At 69.2% G+C, this 23,692-nt stretch carries 25 protein-coding genes; all 25 read right to left on the bottom strand.

The genetic code is table 11. From position 1 onward, the window contains the following. Window positions 1-3,242: 3,242 nt before the first annotated feature. On the bottom strand, window positions 3,243-4,043 hold the full coding sequence (gene cas6e, locus QF037_RS31995; RefSeq protein ID WP_307031195.1) for a type I-E CRISPR-associated protein Cas6/Cse3/CasE: 801 nt from the start codon (window positions 4,041-4,043) through the stop codon (window positions 3,243-3,245). Beyond that, window positions 4,043-4,780, bottom strand: a complete 738-nt coding sequence (gene cas5e, locus QF037_RS31990; RefSeq protein WP_307031193.1) for a type I-E CRISPR-associated protein Cas5/CasD — start codon at window positions 4,778-4,780, stop codon at window positions 4,043-4,045. Before cas5e ends, cas6e begins: the two co-directional genes overlap by 1 nt. Continuing rightward, window positions 4,777-5,991 (bottom strand): type I-E CRISPR-associated protein Cas7/Cse4/CasC, encoded by a 1,215-nt coding sequence (cas7e, locus tag QF037_RS31985; protein WP_307031191.1) that lies wholly within the window; start codon window positions 5,989-5,991, stop codon window positions 4,777-4,779. The genes cas5e and cas7e overlap by 4 nt, the downstream gene beginning before the upstream one ends. Beyond that, the gene (gene casB / locus QF037_RS31980; RefSeq protein ID WP_307031189.1) at window positions 5,988-6,692 is read right to left on the bottom strand and encodes a type I-E CRISPR-associated protein Cse2/CasB; all 705 of its coding nucleotides are present in this window, start codon (window positions 6,690-6,692) and stop codon (window positions 5,988-5,990) included. Before casB ends, cas7e begins: the two co-directional genes overlap by 4 nt. Beyond that, window positions 6,689-8,413, bottom strand: a complete 1,725-nt coding sequence (gene casA / locus QF037_RS31975) for a type I-E CRISPR-associated protein Cse1/CasA (protein ID WP_307031188.1) — start codon at window positions 8,411-8,413, stop codon at window positions 6,689-6,691. The genes casB and casA overlap by 4 nt, the downstream gene beginning before the upstream one ends. Continuing rightward, window positions 8,406-11,198 carry a CRISPR-associated helicase Cas3' gene (gene cas3 / locus QF037_RS31970; RefSeq protein ID WP_307031186.1) on the bottom strand — a complete coding sequence of 931 codons (2,793 nt, stop codon included), beginning with the start codon at window positions 11,196-11,198 and terminating at the stop codon, window positions 8,406-8,408. Before cas3 ends, casA begins: the two co-directional genes overlap by 8 nt. A 387-nt stretch (window positions 11,199-11,585) precedes the next feature. Continuing rightward, window positions 11,586-12,446, bottom strand: coding sequence for a hypothetical protein (locus QF037_RS31965; RefSeq protein WP_307031184.1), 861 nt, complete (start codon window positions 12,444-12,446; stop codon window positions 11,586-11,588). Window positions 12,447-12,513: 67 nt separating this feature from the next. After that, on the bottom strand, window positions 12,514-12,702 hold the full coding sequence (locus QF037_RS31960) for a DUF4314 domain-containing protein (RefSeq protein ID WP_307031182.1): 189 nt from the start codon (window positions 12,700-12,702) through the stop codon (window positions 12,514-12,516). A 301-nt stretch (window positions 12,703-13,003) separates the two neighbouring features. Continuing rightward, complete coding sequence (locus tag QF037_RS31955; protein WP_307031181.1) at window positions 13,004-14,065, bottom strand: hypothetical protein; 1,062 nt, start codon at window positions 14,063-14,065, stop codon at window positions 13,004-13,006. Between the two features lie 66 nt (window positions 14,066-14,131). Next, entirely contained in the window at window positions 14,132-14,731 is a 600-nt protein-coding gene (locus QF037_RS31950) for a hypothetical protein (RefSeq protein ID WP_307031179.1), read from the bottom strand. A gap of 17 nt (window positions 14,732-14,748) precedes the next feature. After that, window positions 14,749-15,033, bottom strand: a complete 285-nt coding sequence (locus QF037_RS31945) for a hypothetical protein (protein ID WP_307031177.1) — start codon at window positions 15,031-15,033, stop codon at window positions 14,749-14,751. A 16-nt stretch (window positions 15,034-15,049) separates the two neighbouring features. Next, window positions 15,050-15,409, bottom strand: a complete 360-nt coding sequence (locus tag QF037_RS31940) for a hypothetical protein (protein WP_307031175.1) — start codon at window positions 15,407-15,409, stop codon at window positions 15,050-15,052. 163 nt (window positions 15,410-15,572) lie between these two features. Further along, a complete protein-coding gene (locus QF037_RS31935) occupies window positions 15,573-15,893 on the bottom strand; it encodes a hypothetical protein (RefSeq protein WP_307031173.1) in 321 nt (106 codons plus the stop codon). 152 nt (window positions 15,894-16,045) lie between these two features. Then, the gene (locus tag QF037_RS31930; protein ID WP_307031170.1) at window positions 16,046-16,189 is read right to left on the bottom strand and encodes a hypothetical protein; all 144 of its coding nucleotides are present in this window, start codon (window positions 16,187-16,189) and stop codon (window positions 16,046-16,048) included. A gap of 271 nt (window positions 16,190-16,460) precedes the next feature. Beyond that, entirely contained in the window at window positions 16,461-17,006 is a 546-nt protein-coding gene (locus tag QF037_RS31925) for a hypothetical protein (protein WP_307031168.1), read from the bottom strand. A 134-nt stretch (window positions 17,007-17,140) separates the two neighbouring features. Continuing rightward, window positions 17,141-17,365 carry a hypothetical protein gene (locus tag QF037_RS31920; RefSeq protein ID WP_307031165.1) on the bottom strand — a complete coding sequence of 75 codons (225 nt, stop codon included), beginning with the start codon at window positions 17,363-17,365 and terminating at the stop codon, window positions 17,141-17,143. Next, window positions 17,362-17,709, bottom strand: coding sequence for a hypothetical protein (locus QF037_RS31915; protein WP_307031163.1), 348 nt, complete (start codon window positions 17,707-17,709; stop codon window positions 17,362-17,364). The genes QF037_RS31920 and QF037_RS31915 overlap by 4 nt, the downstream gene beginning before the upstream one ends. Further along, window positions 17,706-18,410, bottom strand: a complete 705-nt coding sequence (locus QF037_RS31910; RefSeq protein WP_307031160.1) for a hypothetical protein — start codon at window positions 18,408-18,410, stop codon at window positions 17,706-17,708. The genes QF037_RS31915 and QF037_RS31910 overlap by 4 nt, the downstream gene beginning before the upstream one ends. Window positions 18,411-18,429: 19 nt before the next feature. Next, complete coding sequence (locus tag QF037_RS31905) at window positions 18,430-18,882, bottom strand: hypothetical protein (protein ID WP_307031158.1); 453 nt, start codon at window positions 18,880-18,882, stop codon at window positions 18,430-18,432. After that, the gene (locus tag QF037_RS31900; RefSeq protein WP_307031156.1) at window positions 18,879-20,384 is read right to left on the bottom strand and encodes a DNA cytosine methyltransferase; all 1,506 of its coding nucleotides are present in this window, start codon (window positions 20,382-20,384) and stop codon (window positions 18,879-18,881) included. Before QF037_RS31900 ends, QF037_RS31905 begins: the two co-directional genes overlap by 4 nt. A 69-nt stretch (window positions 20,385-20,453) precedes the next feature. Further along, window positions 20,454-20,936: a hypothetical protein gene (locus QF037_RS31895; protein WP_307031154.1), complete on the bottom strand. Its 483-nt coding sequence runs from the start codon at window positions 20,934-20,936 to the stop codon at window positions 20,454-20,456. A gap of 210 nt (window positions 20,937-21,146) precedes the next feature. Continuing rightward, window positions 21,147-21,365 carry a hypothetical protein gene (locus QF037_RS31890; RefSeq protein WP_307031152.1) on the bottom strand — a complete coding sequence of 73 codons (219 nt, stop codon included), beginning with the start codon at window positions 21,363-21,365 and terminating at the stop codon, window positions 21,147-21,149. Continuing rightward, window positions 21,365-22,015 (bottom strand): hypothetical protein, encoded by a 651-nt coding sequence (locus tag QF037_RS31885; protein WP_307031150.1) that lies wholly within the window; start codon window positions 22,013-22,015, stop codon window positions 21,365-21,367. Before QF037_RS31885 ends, QF037_RS31890 begins: the two co-directional genes overlap by 1 nt. 84 nt (window positions 22,016-22,099) lie before the next feature. Beyond that, entirely contained in the window at window positions 22,100-22,549 is a 450-nt protein-coding gene (locus QF037_RS31880) for a hypothetical protein (RefSeq protein ID WP_307031148.1), read from the bottom strand. A 102-nt stretch (window positions 22,550-22,651) separates the two neighbouring features. Then, entirely contained in the window at window positions 22,652-23,632 is a 981-nt protein-coding gene (locus QF037_RS31875; protein WP_307031146.1) for a helix-turn-helix domain-containing protein, read from the bottom strand. Window positions 23,633-23,692 lie beyond the last annotated feature (60 nt).

Raw genomic sequence — 23,692 nt, 5'->3', positions numbered from 1 at the left:
GGGGAGCACAGGGCACCAGTGCGGTTGTGGCAGACCGGCGCGGGACCATCCTCGCGGGCGCGGGGAGCACCAGCGACCGCCGGTGAACTGGCGGGGGTCGTCGGGACCATCCCCGCGGGCGCGGGGAGCACGTCTCGACCGACAGCGGCGGCTTCGAAGAGTGTGGACCATCCTCGCGTTCGCGGGGAGCACAGGGCGACCGCTTCGCGTGGACGTTGCGGCTGGGGACCATCCCCGCGGGCGCAGGGAGCACTCGTTCGGCCGGTCCTCCCCCATCAGGAAGTCGGGACCATCCCCGCGGGCGCGGGGAGCACTCGTCGGGCACGTTGCCCGCCGTCGGCGCCGGGGGACCATCCCCGCGGGCGCGGGGGGCACTCGTCGGGCACGTTGCCCGCCGTCGGCGCCGGGGGACCATCCCCGCGGGCGCGGGGGGCACGACGGGCGGAACTACACGGCCAGGCCCGACGAGGGACCATCCCCGCGAGCGCGGGGAGCACGTTCTCGTTCACGGCGTCTCCACTGTTGAGTTTGGACCATCCCCGCGGGCGCGGGGAGCACAGGGCGTACAACAGGAGGTAGACGAACAGTCTGGGACCATCCCCGCGGGCGCGGGGAGCACAGGGCCTGCTCGTCGACCATGCCCGCGTTGCGGGGACCATCCCCACGGGCGCGGGGAGCACGCCTTATCCTTCGCGACGCCATCCATCTTCTCGGGACCATCCCCGCGGGCGCGGGGAGCACGTGGTGCCGGGGTTGTCGGTGGCCTTCTCCGTGGGACCATCCCCGCGGGCGCGGGGAGCACCCACACAGCTGCAGCCAGCCCGACGCCCGCGTGGGGCCATCCCCGCAGGCGCGGGGAGCACAAGCGACATGATGGCCCCCCTCCCTGTGTCGAGGGACCATCCCCGCAGGCGCGGGGAGCACATGCCGTCGATGACGACGGCTCCGGACTGGCCGGGACCATCCCCGCGGGCGCGGGGAGCACTAGAGCCCCCGCTTGGCGCGCACCTTCTGCTCGGGACCATCCCCGCGGGCGCGGGGAGCACTCGAAGGCGCCGAAGATCTTGATGACCGGCTTGGGACCATCCCCGCGGGCGCGGGGAGCACCGGTTCCGGTGGGAGCAAGGCGAGCATGTCTCGGGACCATCCCCGCGGGCGCGGGGAGCACGAGGGCACGTTCGCACCACTGCCCGACGAGTCGGGACCATCCCCGCGGGCGCGGGGAGCACGCTTCGTCCGCCTCGGCCCGAAGGTTGTTGATGGGACCATCCCCGCGGGCGCGGGGAGCACGAACATCATGACTGGGTCTCCTTCGGGTTGCTGGGACCATCCCCGCGGGCGCGGGGAGCACATCGACCGACCCGGGAAGCACGGAGGCCCGTGGGGACCATCCCTGCGGGCGCGGGGAGCACTTCGTCATGTCCAAGGTGGTGCGTCGTACGACGGGACCATCCCTGCGGGCGCGGGGAGCACGGTGTGGGGTGAGGCGCCGAAGAGGTCGGCGAGGGACCATCCCCGCGGGCGCGGGGAGCACCGCAGATGAGCCTCCTTCACCGCCTCCGCATAGGGACCATCCCCGCTGGCGCGGAAGGCACGGAGCGAGGTTGATGTCCGCCAGAACCTGAGCGGGACCATCCCCGCGGGCGCGGGGAGCACCCCACCGACGTCCCGGCTGGGTCCAACACCCAGGGACCATCCCCGCAGGCGCGGGGAGCACGAACGCCGACCCGCAGGCCCTCCTGATCAACCGGGACCATCCCCGCGGGCGCGGGGAACACCAGGTCCCGCTGACTGCACGGCGAATCATCCTGGGACCATCCCCGCGGGCGCGGGGAGCACAGCTTGATCCCCCGTGACAGCTTGGAGACTTCGGGACCATCCCCGCGGGCGCGGGGAGCACTTGGTCTCGAGCTTGGTCTGGTACTGGCAGTAGGGACCATCCCCGCGGGCGCGGGGAGCACTGTGTAGACCTCCTGCCAGAACTGCCCGAACGGGGACCATCCCCGCGGGCGCGGGGAGCACCGCAGCGGCCTCGCCGACCTCCCCGAGTCCGCGAGACCATCCTCGCGGGCGCGGGGAGCACAACCTGCCTGCCGCCTACCCGGACAGCGTGCCGGGACCATCCCTGCGGGCGCGGGGAGCACTTGCGCAGCACGAGGATCTGTCCCGTCTCCAGGGGACCATCCCCGCGGGCGCGGGGAGCACAGCGTGTGCTGCGGGCGCCGGATGTCCATGCCGGGACCATCCCCGCGGGCGCGGGGAGCACCAAAGGCATTGCACGGCAATGCCGATGGGGTTAGGACCATCCCCGGGCGCGGGGAGCACATGGCCACGACCGTGCGGTCGCTGCTGCCGAAGGGACCATCCCCGCGGCGCGGGGAGCACATTGACCAGACGGTTGCCTGGCGTGACGGCACGGGACCATCCCCGCGGGCGCGGGGAGCACACCCCGCCGCGCGGGGAGTGCAGGCAGTGCTGGGGACCATCCCCGCGGGCGCGGGGAGCACGCGTACCGGTCGGTGTCATCGACAGACCAGCGGGGACCATCCCCGCGGGCGCGGGAAGCACAGGGCCACCATCGCGGACCTGGCGGTCGTGGTGGGACCATCCCCGCAGGCGCGGGGAGCACTGCGGTTTCACGTCGGTGTGGACGTGCCGCGGGGGACCATCCCAGCGGACGCGGGGAGCACTCGACCTACGGCACCTTCGTGGCGCCGACGAAGGGACCATCCCCGCGGGCGTGGGGAGCACACCTTCTTGGCGCGCATCTTGGTCTGGATCGCGGGACCATCCCCGCGGGCGCGGGGAGCACGACTCCCTCACCCGACTCGGCCTCAAGCACGGAGGACCATCCCCGCGGGTGCGGGGAGCACGACGTCATGACCACCTGCCCGCCGAAGCCGCCGGGACCATCCCCGCGGGCGCGGGGAGCACCTGGCGGCACTCGGCGGGGTGACGCGGGGCCTGGGACCATCCTCGCGGGCGCGGGGAGCATGCGACGTTGATCAGCGTCTGGAACTGTTCGAGGGGACCATCCCCGCGGGCGCGGGGAGCACGTGCCGTCCGCCCCGACATCGACCTTCACGGAGGGACCATCCCCGCGGGCGCGGGGAGCACCGGGTCGGCGCCGACAGCCTGAACGACGGCGCGGGACCATCCCCCGCGGGCGCGGGGAGCACCCCGGCCTGCGGCTTGGGAATCGGTAAACCTCGGGACCAGCGCGGTGCGTCGGCCAACTGTCGTCACGGGTTGCGCTCACCGGTGTCGGGGGCCGGTGCGAGAGTCATCAGCCCGCAGCCGTAGGCCTTCGCCTTGCCCAGACCTTGTACGAGGGTGCGGCGTAGCAGGGCGGAGTCGGTGATCTGGAGGCGGCCGTCGAAGGTGACGGCGACCAGAGTGACTGGTCGCCGTCCTGGCGCGTTGTCATCGCGGGGCTTGGCGAAGGACAGGTTGCGCTGGTCGCGGACCATGAGTTCGTAGCGGTCGCCGTGGTGGGCGGATTTCTTGTGCGTGGTGCCGCTGGGCAGGAGTCGCTTGCTGTCGGGTTTTTCGCAGATGCGGAATCCGCAGCGTTCCTGCCGTTCGAGGAGCCATGCCATCTGGTGGACCGGGGTGAGGTGGGCGGTCCTCTTGATCGGTTCGTCGTCCTTGCGGCGGATGTGGTGCACCGGGTTGGCGGTGAGCCTAAACGCCCAGGTAGTGCCTTGCGCGAGCCGGTCGAGGAAGGGGGCGTAGGGCCGGGTCTGCCAGCCGGGATTGTCCGGGTCGGCCGCCGCAGCTGCGGGCCAGCCGGCTTGCTCGACGAGGTGGGTCAGGTCGGGCCGGTCGGGGCTGACCACGTACAGGAAGACCTCGGCGGCGGCGTTCTGGTCCAGGCGCCACAACACCCGCGGGCCGTCGGAGGGTGTGCCGGGATTTGTGGAGGCTGTGGGCAGCAGGTGGGGAAAGGACGACATGACGGCCGCGTGCAGGGACTGGGGGGAGGAGAGCAGGCGCCGGGTGCCGGGGCGCGCGGCGTTCATGCGGAAGCGGGACAGGTACATCAGGCGCTCTCTTCCTCCAAGGCTGCGAACGGGTCGTGCGGGGGTACTGCCCTGGGCCTCGAGGCGGCCCTGCCATTGGGGTTGGGCACCTCAACGGTCGTGGTGACTACGGTGCGCAGGGCGTGCCGGCGGTGTTCGGCGGCGAAGCTGAGGGGCTGGTCACGCAGCAGGTCCGCATCGGGTTCGTCGGGACGGGCCTCGCGCAGCACGGTCAAGGACACGGTCTCCTCGCCGCGGCGCTGCTTGCGGTACCAGGCGCCGGCTTGCCAGGGCTCCGCCTGGAGCGCCTCGGCGAGGCCGGCCCCGCGGTGCAGGCCGAGCCGGACCGGGTGGGCCGGCGGGCAGGAGCGTCGGCCGAGATAGGGCGGATGGACGGGGCTACGCAGGGCTGCGTCGAGTTCATCGAGCAGCACATCCTCGCCCTCGACCGCGGCGACGAAGACCGCATCGGCGAGGTAGTAACGCTCGGACAGAGGCATCGACTTGCCGGTGTCGGCGTGGTGGGCGGTCTGGAAGTCGCGGACCCGGGTGCCGGGTTGGTCGATTCGGACCCCGAAACGGAGCACGGCCAGGCGGGCCAGTGCGTCATCGTCGTCGCGGTCCATACCTCGGGCCGCGGCGAGCATGCCGATCACGCCGCTCTTGGTCGGGGCGGACTCGGTGGTGCGGCGGGCGAACCGGGCCGAGGCCCCCCACGCTTGCAGGGGGCCCGCCAGGCGCAGGGTCAACACGCTCATGCGGGCTTGTCCATGCGCTCGGCCACGGCCTGGCCGACCGTCTCGACGAGCGCGGACAGGCTGGGCGTCTCCTGACCGATGCCGGAGAGCTTGTCAGTGGCAGCCCCCACGCGCAGTACCCAGGTCAGGGTGGACTGCTCATCACCGTAGGCTCGTTCGACCTCGGGGATGTACTCGGCCAGGCGGGCGGAGGCCTCGCGCAGATGCCCGCCGCCGGCTTCGGCGCTCACCGGCTCCTCGAAAGCGGCGACAAAGCTGATGGGGCGGGTGGTGCGGAGCTTGACGACGACGGCGTCCGGCAGGGTGTGGTGCCCGAACGTGTTGATCTTTCCCTTGGGCAGTGAGGCGACAAAGGCGTGCACGAACGCCTCGACAGCGCGGCGCACGGGGGTGTTGACGGGTTCGTCCTCACGTAGTCCTTCGCCGAGGTTGGCGGCGAGCTGGTGCACGCTGACGGCGGCGTAGCGGTAGAGGGTCGCGGAGTTGAAGTCGACCGTTCCGATCATGCCGGCGCCGGTCTCGGCGTCGGTGTTCTCGTCGTCGACGGCCGTGTAGTAGTCGGACTCGTTTTCCACCCGGTGCACGCTGATGGCGTGGGCGACCTGGGCTGCGGCATCGACGTTGAAGTCGGCGGAGTCGGCGACCATGCGCCCGAACAGGGCGATGTCGACGGAGTGGCGGGTGTCGGCGATCTGCTTGGCGCGCGCCTTGTTGTCCTTGTCCTTCAGGTACGCCGTGATGTCGCTGGCCCCTTCGACGGCGAGGGCGGCGAGACCGTCGAGCTGCCGGGCACTGAGGAACATCAAGTACTTGGACTGGGGCGCCGCCGCCTCCTGTTTCTCACCCTCCGCATCGGCCTTCGCCTTGCGCGTCTTTCGCTCCGGTGCCTCCATCTTCGAGCCGGTGGCTGTCTCGATCACCTCGGCCGCGAGCCGCAGCGCCTCGGCGTCCCCCATCGACGCATCGAGATCCGTGATGCGGGTGGCGAGGAGTTCGGCGACCTTCTTGGTCCTGACGCCCAGTTCGCTCGGGTCGAGCAGCTGCTCGTTACCGAAGTACTCACGGGTGACGCGCTTCCAGGCCTGGCTGGAGACCCGGGCCCGGGGGACCCCGCCGTAGACGGCTGACTTCGGGGCGCCGGTGTCGTCCCGGTTGAGGTTGCTGGGCGGCACGGTCTGCAGGGCGTGCACGTCGAGGAAGATGCGGTTCACGAGGCGTCCTTGGTCGTGTAGGGGTCGGAAGCGAGGTCGGTGTCGGAGGCGGATCCGGCCCGGTCACCGGCGTCAGGGTCGGGGTCCTTGGGCGGGCGGTAGGAGTGGAAGGAGCGACCCCACGCGCGGCGTACGTCGTCCCGGCCGCCGGGCTGCTGCCAGTGGCACAACTGCCTGGCGAGCAGGGCGTAGTCGAGGGGGATGTCCTCGCGGCGCAGCAGCAGCACGATCTCTCGCAGCCGCTGAGCGAGTGCGGGAAGATCCGGTGCATGGCCGGCCCGGACGAGCCGTTTGAGGATCGTCTCGTCGATGTCGCCCTGGGGCATGAGCCGGCGGACGGCGGCCCCGAGACCGGCGGGTGCGTCCTTGCGGTCGGGGCGGTGCATGCCGGTTCCGCGTGACTGCTGGTGCAGGGCCCACAGGGTTAGAGCGACGTGTACGGCGTCCTCGGCACGTGTCAGGTCCGCTTCGCGCGGAGGTCGGCCGCCCTCGTGCGTCGGGTCGTGCAGCGGGCCGGTGTCGATCAGGCCCCACAGGTCGGGGAGTTGCTGGATCTCCTTGCCGGCGCCGCGGCGCAGCCGGGCCAGTGCCGCCACCGCGCGCGGCTGGTCGGCCAGGTAGCCCCGCTGCAGGTCGTTGATGTTCTCCCCGGTGATCTCCCGGACTCGTTCGGGGAGGGGGATGACGGTGCGGGTGGTCACGCGTGTGCCCTTTCTGCGGGGAAGGCTGCGTCGGCTTCGACAGCGGGGTCGGCGGCACGGGGCTCCTTCTCGTCCGCCTCGGTGCCGGAGAAGTCCTGAAGACCGAGGGCGTCGCTGAGCCGACGCCGGAACCATCCTTCGGCGTAGGCGGAGTTGAACCACACGGTGCCTTTGGCGGTGGCCACGATCCGGCCCTCCCACGCGGCGTCTCCGGCCTCGGCCAGCAGTTCGTAGCCGAGCCGGCTGATGATGCGGTGGGTCCGGCGTCGCCAGAGCGTGCGCTGATCCTCGGGGTCGGCGGCGTCGGCTAGCGTGCGCAGCCAGATGCGGTACGGGTCGTCCAGTGCGGCGAAGCCGCGTTCTCGGGCCCGGGTACGGGGCCCTTCCGTTTGCGTGCCGGCTGCCCGCGCCAGGTCGGTGGCCAGGTCTCCGAGAGCGGTGACGGCGTGCTCCGCGTCCCCCACCGCGTCGATCGACTGCTGCGCGTACTCCCGGTCCTGACGGTGCAGCAGCAGGACCGCCATGGCCAGGTGGTCGTCGACGATCTCGTCGATCACGGACTGCTGGGTGCCGTACACCGCGCCGACCACCCGCGTACGGATCAGGAAACCGCGGGGCAGTTCTCCCTCGGTGACCAGCCGGGCCACCCACTCCAGGATCCCGGGACGCAGCGCAGACGCGGCCTCGGCGCCCTGGCCGGCGACCTCCCGCTCGGTGATCAGCGAGGACAGCCCCCGCCACACGGCACGCGATGGGTCGTGCTCCCGGGGCAGGTAGACCAAGGCCTCGCCGCGCTTCTTCTCCTGCGCCTTGCTGCGCCGCCACGCGGTCATGGGCTCACGTGTGTGCAGGTTGTGCGCGGCGAGCGGGTCACCGTAGCCGAGGACGACGCCATGGACTCCTGCCTCGTCGAAGTGGAGCCGCAGCCGCCGTGTCTGCCAGGTGTACAGGTCTCGTACGCCCGAGGGGTGCCTGGCCGCAGCGGCTGTGGGCCCGCACGGCTCGCGTCGCCAGGCCGGCCGGTCATCGCCGTCGATGCGCAGTCCGGTGGTGTCCGCGGCGACCAGGTTGAGCAGCAGCGTCTCGCGCAGGGTGTCGCCCTCGACGAAGGCTGCGCCCAGGGTGCCCGCCCAGCCCACTCCGAGCGGGTACACCTTGTTGTTCTTGGCACGGTCGTCGCCGACGGTTCCGGTCTTGATCCCGGAGGTGTCATAGGCGTGGGCATGCACCACCCAGCGGGCGGCCTCGGCGAAGCCGAGCCGGTCGACGGCAGGCATCCGGGAGGTGAAGAACGGCTCCCCGTTGGGGACGTCGGCGACGATCCGGTTGAGGGAGAACACCTCGTCGCGCGCCGTCCGCAAATCCGCCACCTGGAAGAACGGTGTGCGCGGGTGCAGCAGGTCGAATCGGCCACGGTGCGCATCGAGGTAGGCCGGGACCGGCGCGAAGCAGGCGTCGTCCGCCCACAACTCCGCCCACTCCTCGGTGTCGCGCGGCCCGTCCAGGGCGTCGTGGGCCACCGCCAGCAGCAGCCGCAGCAGGGCGAACTCCTGGGTGGGCACGTCGCCGACGATCCGACGCAGGCTGTCGGCCTGGGCGAACACTTCCCGCAGGGACAACTCGTCCTGCCTGCCGCCCCGCCGCAGAACCGGGATCCACGGCCGCAGCGTCAGGTCGAACGCTAACGGGCCGTTCGCAGAACTTTCACTGGCATCAGGCACGCGTCACCTCAAGTCCGTCGGAGGGGCTGTAACGGAGTGAGAACCCTGCCAGACGGGTCTGACAATCGGCGTCCAGCGCAAGAATCAGCTGACCGGCCAGCCAGTGACTGTCCTTCACCTGCCAGGCCGGAACGTAGAGTTCCTTCAGCTCGGCGATGGCGCGATCCATCACGTCCGCGTAGGAGAACTGGCTCGGCAGCCGCAGCCCGCAGGCGGCCGCCGCTCTGGCCGCCCGAGGGGCGGGGGGCCGGTCCTGGGGCAGCTCCAAGCCCGCCTTGTCCGGCGCGATCCAGTCCACGGTGGCCAGCGACCCATCAGCACGCCGCTGCACGACCACGACCTCCAAAGCCTCCCTGCTGTCACGGACCTGGGCCCGGCCCGTGCGCGTGTCGTCCGCGTCCCCCACCCCGGCCGCCACCCAGCCGATGAGCGGACGCCCCGGCCGGCCCACCGCATCCAGCCGGAACGCACCGGCCCGCTCGGCCTGGTCCTTGCGATGCTCCTCATGCCGCTGCAACGCTGCATCCATCGCCTCGGCCCAGCTGGCGGGACCGGCCGGCCCGTCCCCGTACGCGCCCTGCACCAGCGGACTGATGTCCTGCGGCAACCGCACCGGCCGACGGGAGCCGTCAAGGTGCTCCAGCAGGACGGCGGCCGAGCGCAACAGCCCATAGGCGCCGTAGACGGCAACAGAACCCCGCACCGGCACCGGCACCGGGCCCGTCCAGTCGACTCCGGTCACCAGGCAACGCGCCGTACGCAGCCGCCGCGGACGATCCGCCTGGCCCTTGCCCCGCTGGTGCCGGTGCAGACGCCCCATGCGCTGCAGCAACAAGTCGACCGGGCACAGGTCGCTCACCAGCAGATCGAAGTCGACGTCCAAGGACTGCTCCGCCACCTGGCTGGCCACCACGACATGAGGCCCGCGCGGACGCTCCTCACTCTTGCCCGGCGGACCGAACCGGGCGAGCAGCCCGGCATCCTTCGCCGCCCGGTCCACGTCAATAAAGCGTGAATGGGCGACCGTCACGGCGTCGTCACCGAACCGCTCACGCAGGACGCGAGCCGTTTCCAGAACCCGATGGACGGTGTTCCGCACCACCAACGCGCACCCCCCGCCCTCCAACTCGGCGGCCAACCGGTCCGCCAGGACACCGAAGTCGTCATCAAGGCGTTCGAGATGAACCGATGTCCCGCGCGCCGATACCTGCGGGCACTCGACGACGGGCGTACCGCCCGGCGGCACAGCGGTCAGCAGCGGATACGCATCGGTGCGCGCCACCGCCTCGAACTCCTCGGCGTCGACGGCGCCTCCGGCTCCCGCGTAGGCCTCGGCCAGCTGCCGTCTACGCCCGGCGGGCAGCGTCGCCGACAGCACCACCACCGGCACCCGGTACGCCCCCAGCCACGACAGAACCCGGTCCAGATAGGCACTCATATAGGTGTCGTAGGCGTGCGCCTCGTCAATCACCACAACCTTGCCCGCGACCGCCAGGTGCCTCAGCGCAAGGTGCCGGCTCTTCAGCCCCGCGAACAGCAACTGGTCGACCGTGCCCACGACGAACGACGACAGCATCGCCTTCTTGCGACCCCGCAACCACGCATGTGCCACGAGTTCGGCCGACGCGATCCGCTGCTCGTCGCCAGGCCGCCAGGAGCGTTCTTCCTCATCTACCTCGACGGCGGCAATCCGCTGCGCACTCTTGCGCATCAGATCCGCGTACTCGTCGTTGAGAGCTGCCTTGGAATGTGCCAGCAGCGCCGACAGCCGCGTGCCCTCCTCGGCCGGAAGCCGCTTCAGCCAGTCCAACAGCCGCGGAAACATCGCATTGCCCGTGGCCATGGTCGGCAGCGCGAAGAACACCCCGCCCGCACCCGACCGCGCGGCCAGCACCTCCGCCACCGCCAGCGCGGCCTCCGTCTTCCCCTCGCCCATCGGCGCCTCGATCACCATCAACCCCGGGGCGGACGTCCTGCGCGCCAACCGCACCGCCGCCTCCTGGACCGGCCGAACGACGGCCCCAGGCGGCAGGTCGAATCGCGCACCGAACAGCTCCTGCACGCCCTCGGGCGGCTCCTCGGCTTCCCACGGCTCGGGCAGGCGAAGCCCCTGCCACGCAGCTGCCACCCGTTCGGCGCCCGTGCGATGAACCGCCTGCGGAAAATACGGAAACAGGTCGGGGTTGCTGGCGATCCAGTCGGCAACGATCACCAGCGCCGACAGCAGCGCCTGTACCGGCTGCGGCAGCTTCACCGCCCGCCATGCAGTGAGCCGATCCTGTACGCCGAACTCCTCGGCGCACACATCCAGCAGCTCCTCTTGCACCTGCCGCCACAGCCCCCGGCTCGCCCCCGGAGTGCGCAACAACTGAGGGCGGTCGTCAAGAGCTTTGAGCTGCCCGTGATCCGGAGGCACACCGTGATGGCCGCCCACGACGACCGCGAACTGCGCGGACTGCCGCCCCGTCCAGCCGTGTTGCTCCTCCAACCACTGCGCCAGCAGCACCTGCCCGGCCAGGCCGTGCGGAGCCAGCCGCCGGTCAGGCCCGAACTGACGCCGCGTCTTCATCTCCAAACCGTGCGCACGCATGACATCGGCGAGCTGGTCGACCTGACACGCGAACGCCGGCGTCGCCTTGCCTATGTCGTGCACACCCGCCAGCCACACCGCCAGCCGCCGGGCATCCCCCGCACCGCCCGGCAACACCTCGGATATCAAAGCCCGTACGTTCGCGGGTAGCCACTGGTCCCACAACAGTCCCGCTACCGCGGCGCTGTCCTCCATGTGTCGCCACAACGGCAACCAGCCCTCGCTGTCCCTGTCATGCTTCGCCCACACCGTCCGCACCGGTCCCTGGAGCCGATCCCCCAGCCCAGACGTGCACTCTCCGTCACCCACCATCCCTGATACATACAGGCAGATACCGGCTGGCAACTCCCCCTTCAAGAAACCGAACACCGTCGCGACCGGAAATCCGCCCGGCTCCGCGCAACGACCGGTCTACCGGCGTACGATGCTTGGCCGACCTCCGAGTTGACGACCAGACGGCCTGGGCTTGGCACCTTATGGTGCCCGCGACCCTCGGCATCCTGATCGTGGAGCTTGTCGTTGGTCATGACGCTCCGGAGGGAGCGCGGCGCTGGCCGCGCCCCCTGGTCGAGTCGTATGGAGTCAGGCAGAGTTGGTCTTCGCACGGCGCCTGGGGGTGCGGGGGCGCCGTCTTGTGCTGGGGCTGCTCTCGGCTACCGGTTGGGCATCCGCTTCGCCGCCGCTCTCGCCGGAGGGCCTCGGCTCCGAGTCGGATTCCGTTTCGGGCCCGGAACTCGGAGGCTGCGCAACTTCGAGGTCCGGATCCTCGACGGGTGACGAGCCTTCCTCCTGGACCTCGTCAGCTGCGGGGTCGTCGGTCTGCTGATCATCGTCGGGCGCTGGGGTTGGATCAGGCTCGATCGCCGCCTTGTTGTCAGCGCCGGGGGCAGATTCGGTGCCGGTCGTGGGCTCGGCGTCTTCACCGACGTCGGGCGGCGTCGTGTGGGCTTCGGGGCCGCAGTCCCGCAGAGAGGTGCCCGTGGCCGGCGGGGCTTCATCCATTACTTGCGAGAGTGCGGTGTCGAACAGGTCTATCCATGGCCGGTGGCCGACGTAACGGGGCTTGTAGTCGAAGGCGGGGAGGAGGTCGTCTTCGAGGGTTCGCAGAATGATGATTTCCGGATCTTCGTCGCCTTCGGTGACGAGGGTGGTCGCCTTGTTGTAGCGGTGCCCTTCGGCCAAGCGCGCGGCGAGTTGCGCTTCATGGAGGGCATGGTCGACCAGGGCAGCGTCGTCGGGGAGCGGGGGTGCGGCGCTGCCGGTGATCCAGAGCTGGACGGTGGTTCCGCCGAAGATTGGACGGAAGCTGATGCCTCGCCCGTCGCTGTAGACGAGGTGCGCTGCGCCGTCGGCGGGCGCCGTGGTGTCGATTGCCCAGTCTCCGCCGAGGCTTTGGGCGAGGTTGGCCGCGGCTTCTCGGACTGCGGCGTCGGTAATGAGCATGTGTTGTTCTCCAAGAGGTCTGCGGGTGAAGCGGGGCCCGCCTCTGCCGTGGGCGGGCCCGGTGTGGTTACGCGGGGCGTACTTCGTCGCCCTGGTCGAGAAGCATGGAGAGAGTGGAGCCGCTGTCCCAGTTCACGGAGAGGATGGAGAGGCCGGTGTCGAACCGGCGGACGGTTCCTTCGTCTCCGGGTTCGAGTTCGGTGTGCGCGTCGGTGGTGTGCACCAGGGCGATGCGGTCACCTTGCTTGTAGGTCATCTGCGCTCCAGTTGTGGTGAGTTGTGGGAGTGGCGGTGGCCCGCGGCGACCCCGCCGGTTGACGGGGCCGCCGCGGGTCGCCTGCTAGGCGTCGTGGTCACATGCCTGACCGGGGCAGGCTCCGCAGTCGAAGCAGTGGTCGCAGGCGCAGGCCTCGCAGTCCGGTTCCTGGCACCGGATGTCGTGGCTGCGGCAGTACGGGAATGTGAACGGCGGCTCTTTCATGACTCCCTCTCCTAATAGTTCTATTCTATATGCATCAAGGAGAGAGTTCAAGATCGACTAAGTCAGTTCCCCCAGGTCAGGCCGCTATATCGCGCACCAGAGCTTCGACCTTTCGGATGGCCGCGAGGAAGACGGCCTGCGAGTGCAGTCGATCGCGCCGTTCCAGGGACTCCAGTGCCTCCCGGGCGGCCCTGGCGAGCACGTTGCCTTCGTGCAGGGTGTCACCGCACCCGATGAGTACGTGCGGGCCGAGGTCCCAGAGGATCGCGTTGACGGCGGCGCCCGCTGCCGCGAGGGGGTCGATGTCCGTCAGTGACCATCCGAACTGGTGCGGGTCGATGCCGCGTTCACGCATGACCTGTACGGCGGCGCGGTACATGCCACCGGTCCCGCCCGCGGGCTCGTCGAACTTCATGCCGGGCTCAAGCGGCTTGCCGTCGAGCAGCATCCTGGCCATCAGGTAGGCGACGTCCGGAGGGGTGTGTATCTCCGCGAGTGCATCGTGAGCGCCCTCGGAGCGCATGACGGCAAGTAGGGCTCCGATCACGTCGGTGGTGGAGCGGAGGTCGGGGTCATCGCTTGCGGTCAGGTGCAGCAGCCCGTTGGTGAGCGCAGCCTCAACGACGGCTCGCACCGCAGCGGCTCGCCGAGCATCGGGCTTCTCGTCGTCGACCCACTTGTGGAGAGGTGTGGCTCGGTCGATGAGGTCGGGCCGCATGATCCACATGCGGGCCCAGCACTCGCGGAAGGCGGCCAGCAGCTCGGTGTCGTCGAGGCCGAGCCACCAGTCGGCGGCAAGGTGGGCGTCCGGGCCGCGCAGAGGCCACAGGGCGAGTGCGGCAACCGTGCCGATGGGGATTTCGATGCTGCTCCCCCCGTGCGCGTGGTGCCAGGCGTAGCTGACGGCTTCCGCGATCCCGAACGTGTGCGCGTGCGGGTTGCTCTGCGCCGGGCGGTAGTGACCCAGCCTGCGCTTGACGACAGCGAGCGAAGGGCGAGGCGTGGCGGCAGGCATGGTCACGGGCGCGGGGGCCGGCGGCAGGTCGGTGAGGTACTTGCGGGCCGGGGCGGCAAGGCTGGGCGGCGCGGGTGGCTGGTCGGGCTCGTCGGGGTCGGCGAACAGGTCGAGTTGGCTCATGCGATCTCCTGGATTCGGTTCGATCGAGGCATCCCGTGGCGGCCCACAGGCCGCCACGGGGGAAGGTCAGCGCACAGCGCGCTGCATGCGCCGGAGCGTGGCGGCGGCCTCTTCCGTGCGACCCGCCTCCGAGTGCGCGGCGTGCCGCACCAGCTCGGTCAGTTCCTCGGTGGTGACCTGGGCGAGCAGATCGGTGAGGCTGAGGTGCCATTGATCAGCTAGGCGGTAGGGGTATCCAAGCGCCAGGGTGAGCACGACGCCGGAGACGAGCTGGTCCGTGCATTCATCACAGAGACCGAGCTGACGACCGATCCGGTGGATCGCGTCGGCGTCTGCGAGGAGAGCCGGCTTCGGTATGGCCTCGTGGGCAAGCCTGGCCGCTTCCTGCTCCCGCTGCACGAACGCCTCCCAGTTCAGGCGGGCGTCGGCTTCTCTGCCCTCAGCCTTGAGGGCGGCACTCGCGAGGGTGGCCTCGAAGCGGGGGGTCGAGAGGGACCGCAGGACGTACTGATCGGGCGTGAGTCCGATGTAGGCCACGGCGGGGTTGCGGGATCCACCGCTGAAGTGGTGAAGGGTAACCAGTAGCGCGGCCTCGACTGTGGTGGGGCGGAGGCCCAAGCGGTGCACGACGCTCGCGCACAGATCCTTCAGCATGTCGGGGTTCATGTCATTCTCCAATGGGGTCAGTTGGGCCGTTGGTTGGCGGCGAGGTAGGCCTCTGCGGCGGCGTGGCGTGCCGGGTTGGTGACGAGTTCCTCGGCCCAGATCCGGCCGGCGATCTCTGCGGCGGCGTCTTGGTCGGGCGCGGTGATGACATAGGCGAGCTGGCCGGATGTCTCCAGTTCGGCGCACCGTTTGTCGTGGGCGACGTCGTCCTCGGGAAGGGCTTCGACGGCAACGACGTCCATCTGTGCGGGGTTCGGCTCCCGGTAGATGACCCACCACTGCCGTGCGGGTGGACTGGTCATAGCTCTCCTTTGGTGTTCAGGGGCGGGCGTCAGACTCGGGTGTCGGCGCGGAGTAGTGGCTAAGGAGTTCCGCGATCTCTCGGCCGATGTGGTCGATGAGCGTGCGGATGCGCTTCCTGTCGCCGCGCAGGTAGAGGGCGAGGTCGAGGACTTCGGGAGCGGCGGCGTAAGCGAGCAGCTCCCGGTATTGGTCGACGGTGAGAGGTTTAAGGCCGTCGGGGCGCAGCGCCCAGGAGGCGACTGCTGCGCTGTCGGCGAGGCGGGTGGCCGCGCGGAGCATGGCGGTGTCGGGCGCGCGGGCGAGAAGGATGAGGAACATCGCACCGAAGTGGTGGTCCGGCGTGTTGATGACCGGTACCGAGGGGCGATCGGGCACGGGTACCTCCGGTTGAGGATGAACGAGGCCCCGAACGCTTCTCTTCTATATGCATTCAGGGGATGTTGCGACCCCGCCGCGAGCGAGTACGGAAGGGGTCAGTGCTGACTGACGTAAACCACCGACGCCGCTCCGCTGACGGGGCGGTCGCCCTCGCCGACAGCTACCACCGAAGTTGACCGATCTCGCGAGGAGGGAGGCCGCGGGGGTTGGCGGGGAGAGGGACGGCGATGTCGCGCTCGTCGGTCAGCGGGTGGACGAAGTAGTAGCCGGGCGGGTGCGTGCGCAGGTCCGCGAGCCGAGCGAGGAAGCACAGATCGGCGGTGAGCTTGCCCCAAATCGGGTCCGGCCGCTTTTGCAGATCGAACCGGAGAAGGAGCCGTCCGTCGTCGCCGTGCACACTCCACAGGGCATAGCCGGGCTCGTCGCGGGTGGCAACGAGAGTCCTGATGCGCGGCTGGATCGCCGCCGCCGTCACAGCCATGCGCCTCAGAACGGCGCGAGCGAGGTCGCGGGTGGCCTCACACACCCGCCGGTCCGCGAGCGGGCAGGGATCTTGCACTTCACGTACCTCCTTGACATAAGGCCGCCCGGCGGCCGGGATGCGGTGGTCGCCGGACGGAGTGATTGGTGGTGTCAGCCGACGGGGATGGCAGACCTCTGCAGGTCCAGGAAGATGCAGGCGGCCGCGGCGGTGGGCATGTGGTCGGCCACGATCTGACCGTCCTCGCTCCACGTGAGGAGCTGGATCACGACGTCGAGCAGCGGTTCGGGAAGCATCTGCCGCCACTTGTCGTACTCGGTGCCGGGGAACCATTCCTCGCAGGTCCGCCGAAGGGAGCCCGCGATCGCCTCAGCCAGCCGGTCCGCCTGGGCGGGGCTGACCTGCTCGAAAAACTCAGGCGCTGGCGGATGCCCTCGGGGCTGAAGGCGTCTGTCACGGTCTCTCCTGACGGTTTCAAGAAGGGGACCACCCCCTTCTGGTTCTATTCTATATGCATTTGAAAGGGGGGCAAGATTTTCGGCGGATTTTTCTGATCACCTAGGGGCTTTATTTCAGCAGGTCAGCAGGCATGCCGACCGGCGTGAGGTCGCGTATGTGGAGGACCAGCCGCGCACCCTCGACCACGTGCCCCATGCGCATGTCCGGGCCGACGACGCGCGTGTGGTCGTCGTCGTCCAGGACACCTTGGTCCACCAGTCCGTCGACGCATGCCTTGAAGCTGGGATACCAGTTGGCTGGATCTCTCCTCTGCCTGTCCTCGGGGTGCAGGACGCCGATGATGTGGACCCGTTCCAGGCGTGGCACTGCGCGCGAGGCAGCCCAGGCCGCGCGCCGCAGCACCCGGGTGATCTCAGCGCGCTTGTGGTGGTGGAGCCGCTGGTTAGCGTTCAGGAGCGTCAGCCGGGGCGGTAGCGCGACCCTGTACTGGCGCCCGGGCATCCCCTCGAACCAGTCCGGTTCTTCCTCGCCCAGAAGGCCGACCGGGGGAACTGCTTTGGGCGTCGCCGACTCTGCTGTGTCGGGGGCGTATCCACTCCGACGTTGCACGCCGGCGTTGGTGAGGGCCGACGCGTGCAAGGCGGAGGTCAGCATGAGGCGGCGCCTACGGCCAGTCGCGGCGTCTGCGACCAGGGCGCGTATGTCCCCCGGCTTGTACTGCTCGATCCGTATACGGATGCTGTCCCGCGGGTCGCAGGCCACGAAGATCCGTCCGGGCTTGATATGTGTCACCCGCGCCCCCGGTCGACGAGATTCGACAGAGCCATCGCCGCCACTGCCGCCGGCCACGCAACAATGACCACCGCGAAGTACAAAGCGACGGCGCCCGGCCGCAGTTGGCACACCAGTTGCAGGACCGGGTCGTGGGCGAGCATCCTCCGGAAGGCGTCCGCCAGGACCACGACCCCCGCTGCCCACGCGAGCAGGACAAGCAGAGCGAGAACACTGGTCATGCCTCCACCTTTCTGGTGTCGACGTGAACCCAGACGGTTCGAAGGACGCGGGCTCGGGCCAGGCGCAGGGCAAGGGAGGCTGCGCGACCGTTCCGGTGCGCGGCGAAGCCCGCGCAGATGGCGGGGGAATCGGTGCCGAGCGTGGCGTGGCAGACGATGTGTCCCTCCTCGGCGATGGCATTGGCGATCATCTCCGCCACGCGTCCCTCTTCGAGGCGCATCAGGTTGCCCGGCCGGAAGATGCACGTGCCGCATCGTCCCGCGCAGATCCGGACGCTCCACGTCGCCGGGTCCGCAACGTCGTGACGCAGTCCGTCGGACGAGTAGGTGGCAGAGCTGGTCATCGAAGGGCCCCCATAGTGGCGGCGCGAACTGCCTCACCGGTCGCTGCCAGCAGCATCTCCAGGCAGTGGGAGAAGAGTTCGGGGTCCGGCGCGGTGAAAGCGGCCCCGTAAAGCGCGAGCGTCGTCGCGGTGTCTCCGTTGGCGAACGCGGTGATGAAGCGTGCTGCGAAGAGATGCGGATGCGGGACGATGTCCTCGGGGCGGCCGCCGTCGGAAGTCGAAATGATCCAGAACGCCGTGTCGGCATCGAGTCCCTGCATCTTCGCCGAGGCTTCCTTCGCCATATCTGCGAGCCCCGTCGCGACGCCGTACATCAGCGAGGGTGTCCCGTTCCGCGCGAGGTCCGCCAGGACTTCCTGGGCCTGGTCGTGGTGTCCCTCCGTCCAGTGGGTGACCGCTTCGACGAGGCGCTCGCTGACCGTCGGTTGCGTCACTGAGTCGCCCCCGTTCGTCGGTATGACCGGCACGGACCAGGTTCCGGGCTGGCCCGGAACCTCTCTCCAGCCGTTCACCGCCTCCGGAGTTCGGGCGTCGGGTCGGATCATGTAGCCGTGTTCGATCAGCCGGTGCCCGGCGCTGGCCGGGCGGAAGCTGGCCCAGTCGAAGAAGAGGTCCACCAGGTCGTCGTCGTGGCCCTCGGCCAGAACTCGAATCCGGTAGCCGTCCGATGTGCCTGTGCATATTGCGGTCAGGTGCTTCACTGCGATTCCTCTCGGTTGGTCAAGGAGCGTCGGGGAGTTCGAGCTGCTGCGCGGCCTGTTCCTCCGCGTCCAGTGGGTTCGGTCCGGGGCGGTAGTAGGGCAGGCACCGGAGGCACTGCTGTTCCACGGCCCTGCGGTGAGCGCGCGATCCGGCGGCCGTGCCGCACGACTTGCGGATAACTGGGACTGGGAGCTCGCCGGGGTCGGCATCCTGCAGCTCGTGGATGATCACGCCGTTGAGCCAGATCCGACCGCCACAGACGCCGGTGAACTCGCTCTTGGCTGGGGCGACTTGCCGTATGCAGGCGGCCCGGGAGGGGCAGCCACCGCAGACGTAGAGGACCGGTTCACAGATGGCGACCAGATCCTTGCCGTTCTTCCATCTGTCGTCGGCGACGGCGAAGTCCTCGTCGCCGAAGCACGGAGCGTGGGAGGTGACGTAGGTGCCGATCAGGGTTCGCGATCCGGTCACAGGACGGGCTCCAATCGCTGGCCAATCCACCGGGCGACGTTGACCGAGACCGCGTTGCCTGCTTGCGCGGTCTGCTCTGCCTGGTTGCCGTAGACGACGTACTTCCTGGGGAACCGCTGCCCTTCGAGCTGTTCGCGGGGCTTGAGCATCCGGAAGTGGCAGTCGTTGATGTCCAGGGCGTTTTGCAGCAGGGCGGCCGAGTCTCGGGTGGTGAGGGTGTGGACGGGTTCGGCGGCCGTCTTCACCGCGGCCTTGCGGTACGGCACGACGAGGGTGTTCCGCACGCGGTCGGGCACAGTGCCGTCGTGGGTGACCAGGGCGTGGTGGTTGCCTTGGGCGGTGACGACGCTGAGCGGGTCGCTCGCGGGGCTGGCAGTGGCGTGGTTGCGGTACTCGATGATGAACGGGTCCATCGTCAGCAGGGCTTCGCTCGCGCGGGTGGTGCGAGTACGCATCGGCACGTCGAGAGGGACGGCGTCGGTGTTCCACGAGCCGCCGGTCGGCACCAGAAGAGCGTCGCCCTGCTTCACCGTTCGGGCGGGCAGCGGCCGGTCCTCGATTGCGTACGCCCTGTCTCCGCCGTCCTTGCCGTGGGTGAGCGAGATCGAGTAGGGACGCCAGGGGAACTTGAGGCGCCCCGCGCGGATCCGGTCCATGGTGGTATCGGCGAGCGGCTTCTTGCGGTCTCCGATCCGCTTCCCGAGATCGCTGAAGTCGATGATGTCGCTTGCCGGGCGAACGTACGGCTCGACCATGGAGTGGCGGCAACGGGTGTTGGGACAGCGGTAGATGTAGTCGCGCCGGTACTTCCCGATACGCAGGCCATCGGTCTTGGTCCACGACTGGACCGCGTGCACGTCCTCACCGCAGTCGACGCAGGGAGCGAGCGGCCTGGGCTCCAGGTCGGGCTTGCGCATGGTCTTGAGGGTGAAGACCACGTACATCCGATCACGCCACTGCGGGGCGCGCAGGTTGACCTCGTCGCCGACGTGGGCGCTGCTGACGCACACGATCTGGTACTGGTATCCGAGCAGTTCCATGGCTTGGAGCCAGGTCGCGAAAAGGATCCAGTCCAGGCCGAATTCGACGACGTTCTCGACGACGATGGCCTTGAATCGCTTCGCTTCCGCGGCTCGCACCACGCACCAGGCGGTGACCCGGGTGGCTTCGAAGGCGTCCTTGGTCAGGGACTCCCACTCGTCTCGTTCCTCTTCGAGCAGGTCGAGGAGGTCAAGTTGGTTGGTCTCCCGGGGCTTGCCGCCCGCAGGGCTGATCTCGGTGCAGATGACGGATGCCCACAGGCCATCGGCCTTGGGCAGCATGCGCATGGGGAAGCCGTCGCTGAGCGTCATGACGGCGTGCTCGCAGTTGGGGTGGTTGGCAGCGTGTGTCTCGATCGCGAGCCGCCAGTGGTTGATGCCGAGCAGCAACTCGTGTCCGGCTTCGACAAGTCCGGTGCTGCTGCCTCCCGCGCCACACAACAGGTCAATCCAGGTGGCCATGCTGGTAGTTGTTCTCCAAGAGGTCTTGCGTGCCCGGCCCCGCCGCGCGGGGCCGGGCACGCGCCGAGATCAGTGAGTGCGGAGTCCGCCGTGCGCCTGCGCGCGGCGTAGGAAGGCGATCCAGCGTCCCCATGTCGGGTCGCCTACGGGCATCTCGGCGATGGCCACGCCCGGATGGGCGTCATAGGCGGCGAGGGCGACGGTGATCTCGGCGACCGTCACGAGGAAGCCGTCGTTGTAAGAGAGCTTGTACCTGGGGATCCCGGCCGGCTTCGGCTCCGAGGCGTCCTTGGCGGCCTGGTACGCAGTCCTGAACTCGGCGATGCGGTTCACCGTGTTCAGGTCGGGCTCGGTGTCAGGCTGGAGGTCCTGGCGCGTCAGCCCGTAGGCGGACAGCTCGGGGTAGGACGGTATGGGCAGCTCGACGAGCATCCCAAGGTTGTTCATCGCGTCGAGGGTGCGCGGCATCGCGGTGTAGGCGAACTGGAAGTAGTTCTCGTCCCCTTCGGCGTACTTACCGTCGGAGGTCTGGATGTAGATGTCGTATCCCACGGGGTGTTCTCCAAGAGGTCTGCGACTGCCCGGCCCGAAGTAGGGCCGGGCAGCGCGGTCAGCGGTGGGCGGCGTGGCGGTGGTGAAGTTCGCCGCAGGTCATGCAGCGCGGGACCCGGCTGCGGGTCTCCCAGCGAAGTTCTTCGATGACGATCACGCCGAGGACAGAGCCGACTCCGACAGCGAGCGCGAGTAGCGCGCACATGACGGTCACTGCGCCACGGCCACGGAGGTAGTCGGGCAGGGCGGCAGAAGCTGCATGCAGGCCACGAACACCGCGTGGGCGTCGTTGGTCACGAGTGCGTTGTCCAGCGCCGCCTGGACCCGGGCTCGTTCGACGTCGTCCTGCGGGTGGGCGAAGATGCAGGCACAACGGCGCTTGCCGGTCTCCTCCGCCGTGCTCGACGGGACCGGTTCGGTGCCCGCCATCAGACGATCGCCTGCCCGACGTGCGCGAGGTAGATGGTGGCGACCTCACCGTTCAGCTCCCACACGGTGAGCGGCCAGTCCGTGCCGCCCTGCGTGTGGACACACGTCCAGCCCTCCTCCGCCATCTGTTGCGTGGCGTAGCCGTACTCCTTGACCGCCGCCTGGCGGTCGTTGAACGGGCCCTGGAGAAGCTCGGACAGCGGCTGGTGTTGCGCCGTCACGGCCTGGAGCTGGACGGAGACCAAGTCGATGACGCAAGGCGCAAGGCGCCGCTCGGTTACGAAGGCCTTGATGGCCTGCAGGAGCGGGACGATGTTATTGCCGTGTTCCGACTGCTCTCCGCTGTCAGTGGAGTCGTAGACCACCTCGTCGATGGTCGGGATGTCGTCGTGAAGGCGCTTGACGTGGAAGCCCTCCAGCGCACCCGGGTCGATGGGCAGATCCTCGACCGAGGAGATCCACAGATGCGAGCCGTCGGTGAGCTCGGCGGTGATGGCGAACATGTTCCCGGACTCGACGTTGGTCACGAGCGGGATGCGCCGGAGCGCGGTGATGACCGGCTCGTACGCGTTCCACAGGGTCCGCCACAGCGAGTCGTCGGTGTTGTTGTGCACGGGCATCGGAGCCATCGGCGCCGGGTGGTTGCTCACAGTTCCTTCTCCAAGAGGTCGTGTGCAGTCAAACAGTACAGAGTTGGGATCTACTTTGGGGCAGATCGACGCACGCTGACGCACTCACCAAAGGCGAGTGACGAAGACCAGGCGGGGGTTCTTGCGCAGCTCCTCGCGCGCCTGCCGCACGAGCGCGGTCCGCACTTCCAGCTCGTCGACACGCTGATGGGCGACCTCGGCGATATCCAGCGCCTGGTGAGCAAGGTCGCGAGTCTGCATGAGCGCCTGATGAGTCTCTCGGTGGTCGAGGTGGATCTCCGCGCCGCCTATGTCGTTGAGGAGTTCGCCGACGATCTCATCCCGCACCGACCTGGCGCGCCCGAGCCCGCCCACGTTGCGCTCACACTCGACCAGGTCCTTCAGATCGGCGATCTGGATGAGCATGTCGCCGACGCCCTCGGGGTCTTGGCGATAGAGATCGGCGAGGCAATGGAGCTGCTCGCGGGCGGCGCCGCTGCTGTCGAGCACGAGCGCGCCCTTGTGGCCGCGGCGAAGGATGGGCAGGTAGGTCATGTCGTCCTTCCGGTCGAGAGGGGACCTTCCCCCTCCTGTGGTTCTATTCTATATGCATTACCAGGAATGTCCATATTCCTGGTGAAATTTTCATTCGGGCGTCTAAGTTTTTCTCTGGCTGCCACCCTTCCGCGCTTGTACGGCCTCACGCGCAGCTCTGCGCGCGTCTTCGGTCGCTTCCGGATGCTCCTCGACCCGTCGACGGCGCCTGGCGGCGCCCTCGTGCCACTCATCCCAGAAGCGCCCGCGCTCCCGGTGTTCCTCATCCTTGGCCTTCTCCTGCTCCCTCTGCCGCCCTGCGCGCGGGTTGGTGCCGCACCCACGGCAGGAGGCAGCAGGGCGCCCCCGGTGCTTCGCACAGCCCCTGGGCGGCTCCCCGCCCTCCTGGATGAAGTCGTCAGGCGGAGCGGACGCGGGTTCCCCTGCGGCGTCGGCCGCGGGGGTAAGGGGGGAAGGAAGAACAGAGGAAGAACCAGGAAAGGAAGGGGTTCCACCGCTGGAACCCAGTGGGTTCCCCCCGTGAAACTCACCGGGTTCCACGGGTGGAACCCGGCTGTCCTGCCCGCCCGGGTTCCCCTCGTGGAACCCTGCCTCCTCGCCTGGGTTCCACGAGGGAAACCCAGCTTCGACCTGCGGCGATTCGACCTTCTCTCGGCGAGCGGCCTCGCGGTCTTCGACGTCCTGATAGGTCATCGCAGGCTTCGCCGGGGCCGAACGTGCAACTCCGGAGCGGACCTTTTTGGCGTTCTTCGGGGCAGCCTTGCGGGCCTCCAGGCGCTCCTTGAGCTCCGGTGTGGTCGGTGTGGGCGGTACCCCGAGTGGGAAGACCCGATAGACCGCCGTGCGTCCCGCCTTGCCGGTCTCCACGCGCTCGACAAGTCCTTTGGCTATCAGCTCCGTGACGATGGTGATGGCGCGCTTGTCGGTCACGCCGACCCATGCCGCGAGACGGGTGAGACCGGGGCGCGCGAGGCGCGTCTCGTCGTCGGCACTGTCCGCGATCTTCATGAGGGCGAGTTTCTGGCTCTGGCTGAGCACGTCAGGCGGCAAGTAGGCCGCAGCAATCATCAGTTGGATGGACACGGTTCCCCTTGGGCGGTACATACACGGCGGCAGGACGGGACGCCCCGCCCGGTCGCTCCC

It is taken from the genome of Streptomyces canus (genome assembly GCF_030815415.1).
GTDB classification, from domain to species: Bacteria; Actinomycetota; Actinomycetes; order Streptomycetales; family Streptomycetaceae; genus Streptomyces; species Streptomyces canus_F.
Note: the sequence above shows the minus strand (reverse complement) of the source record. Positions and strands in the feature narration are given on the sequence as shown.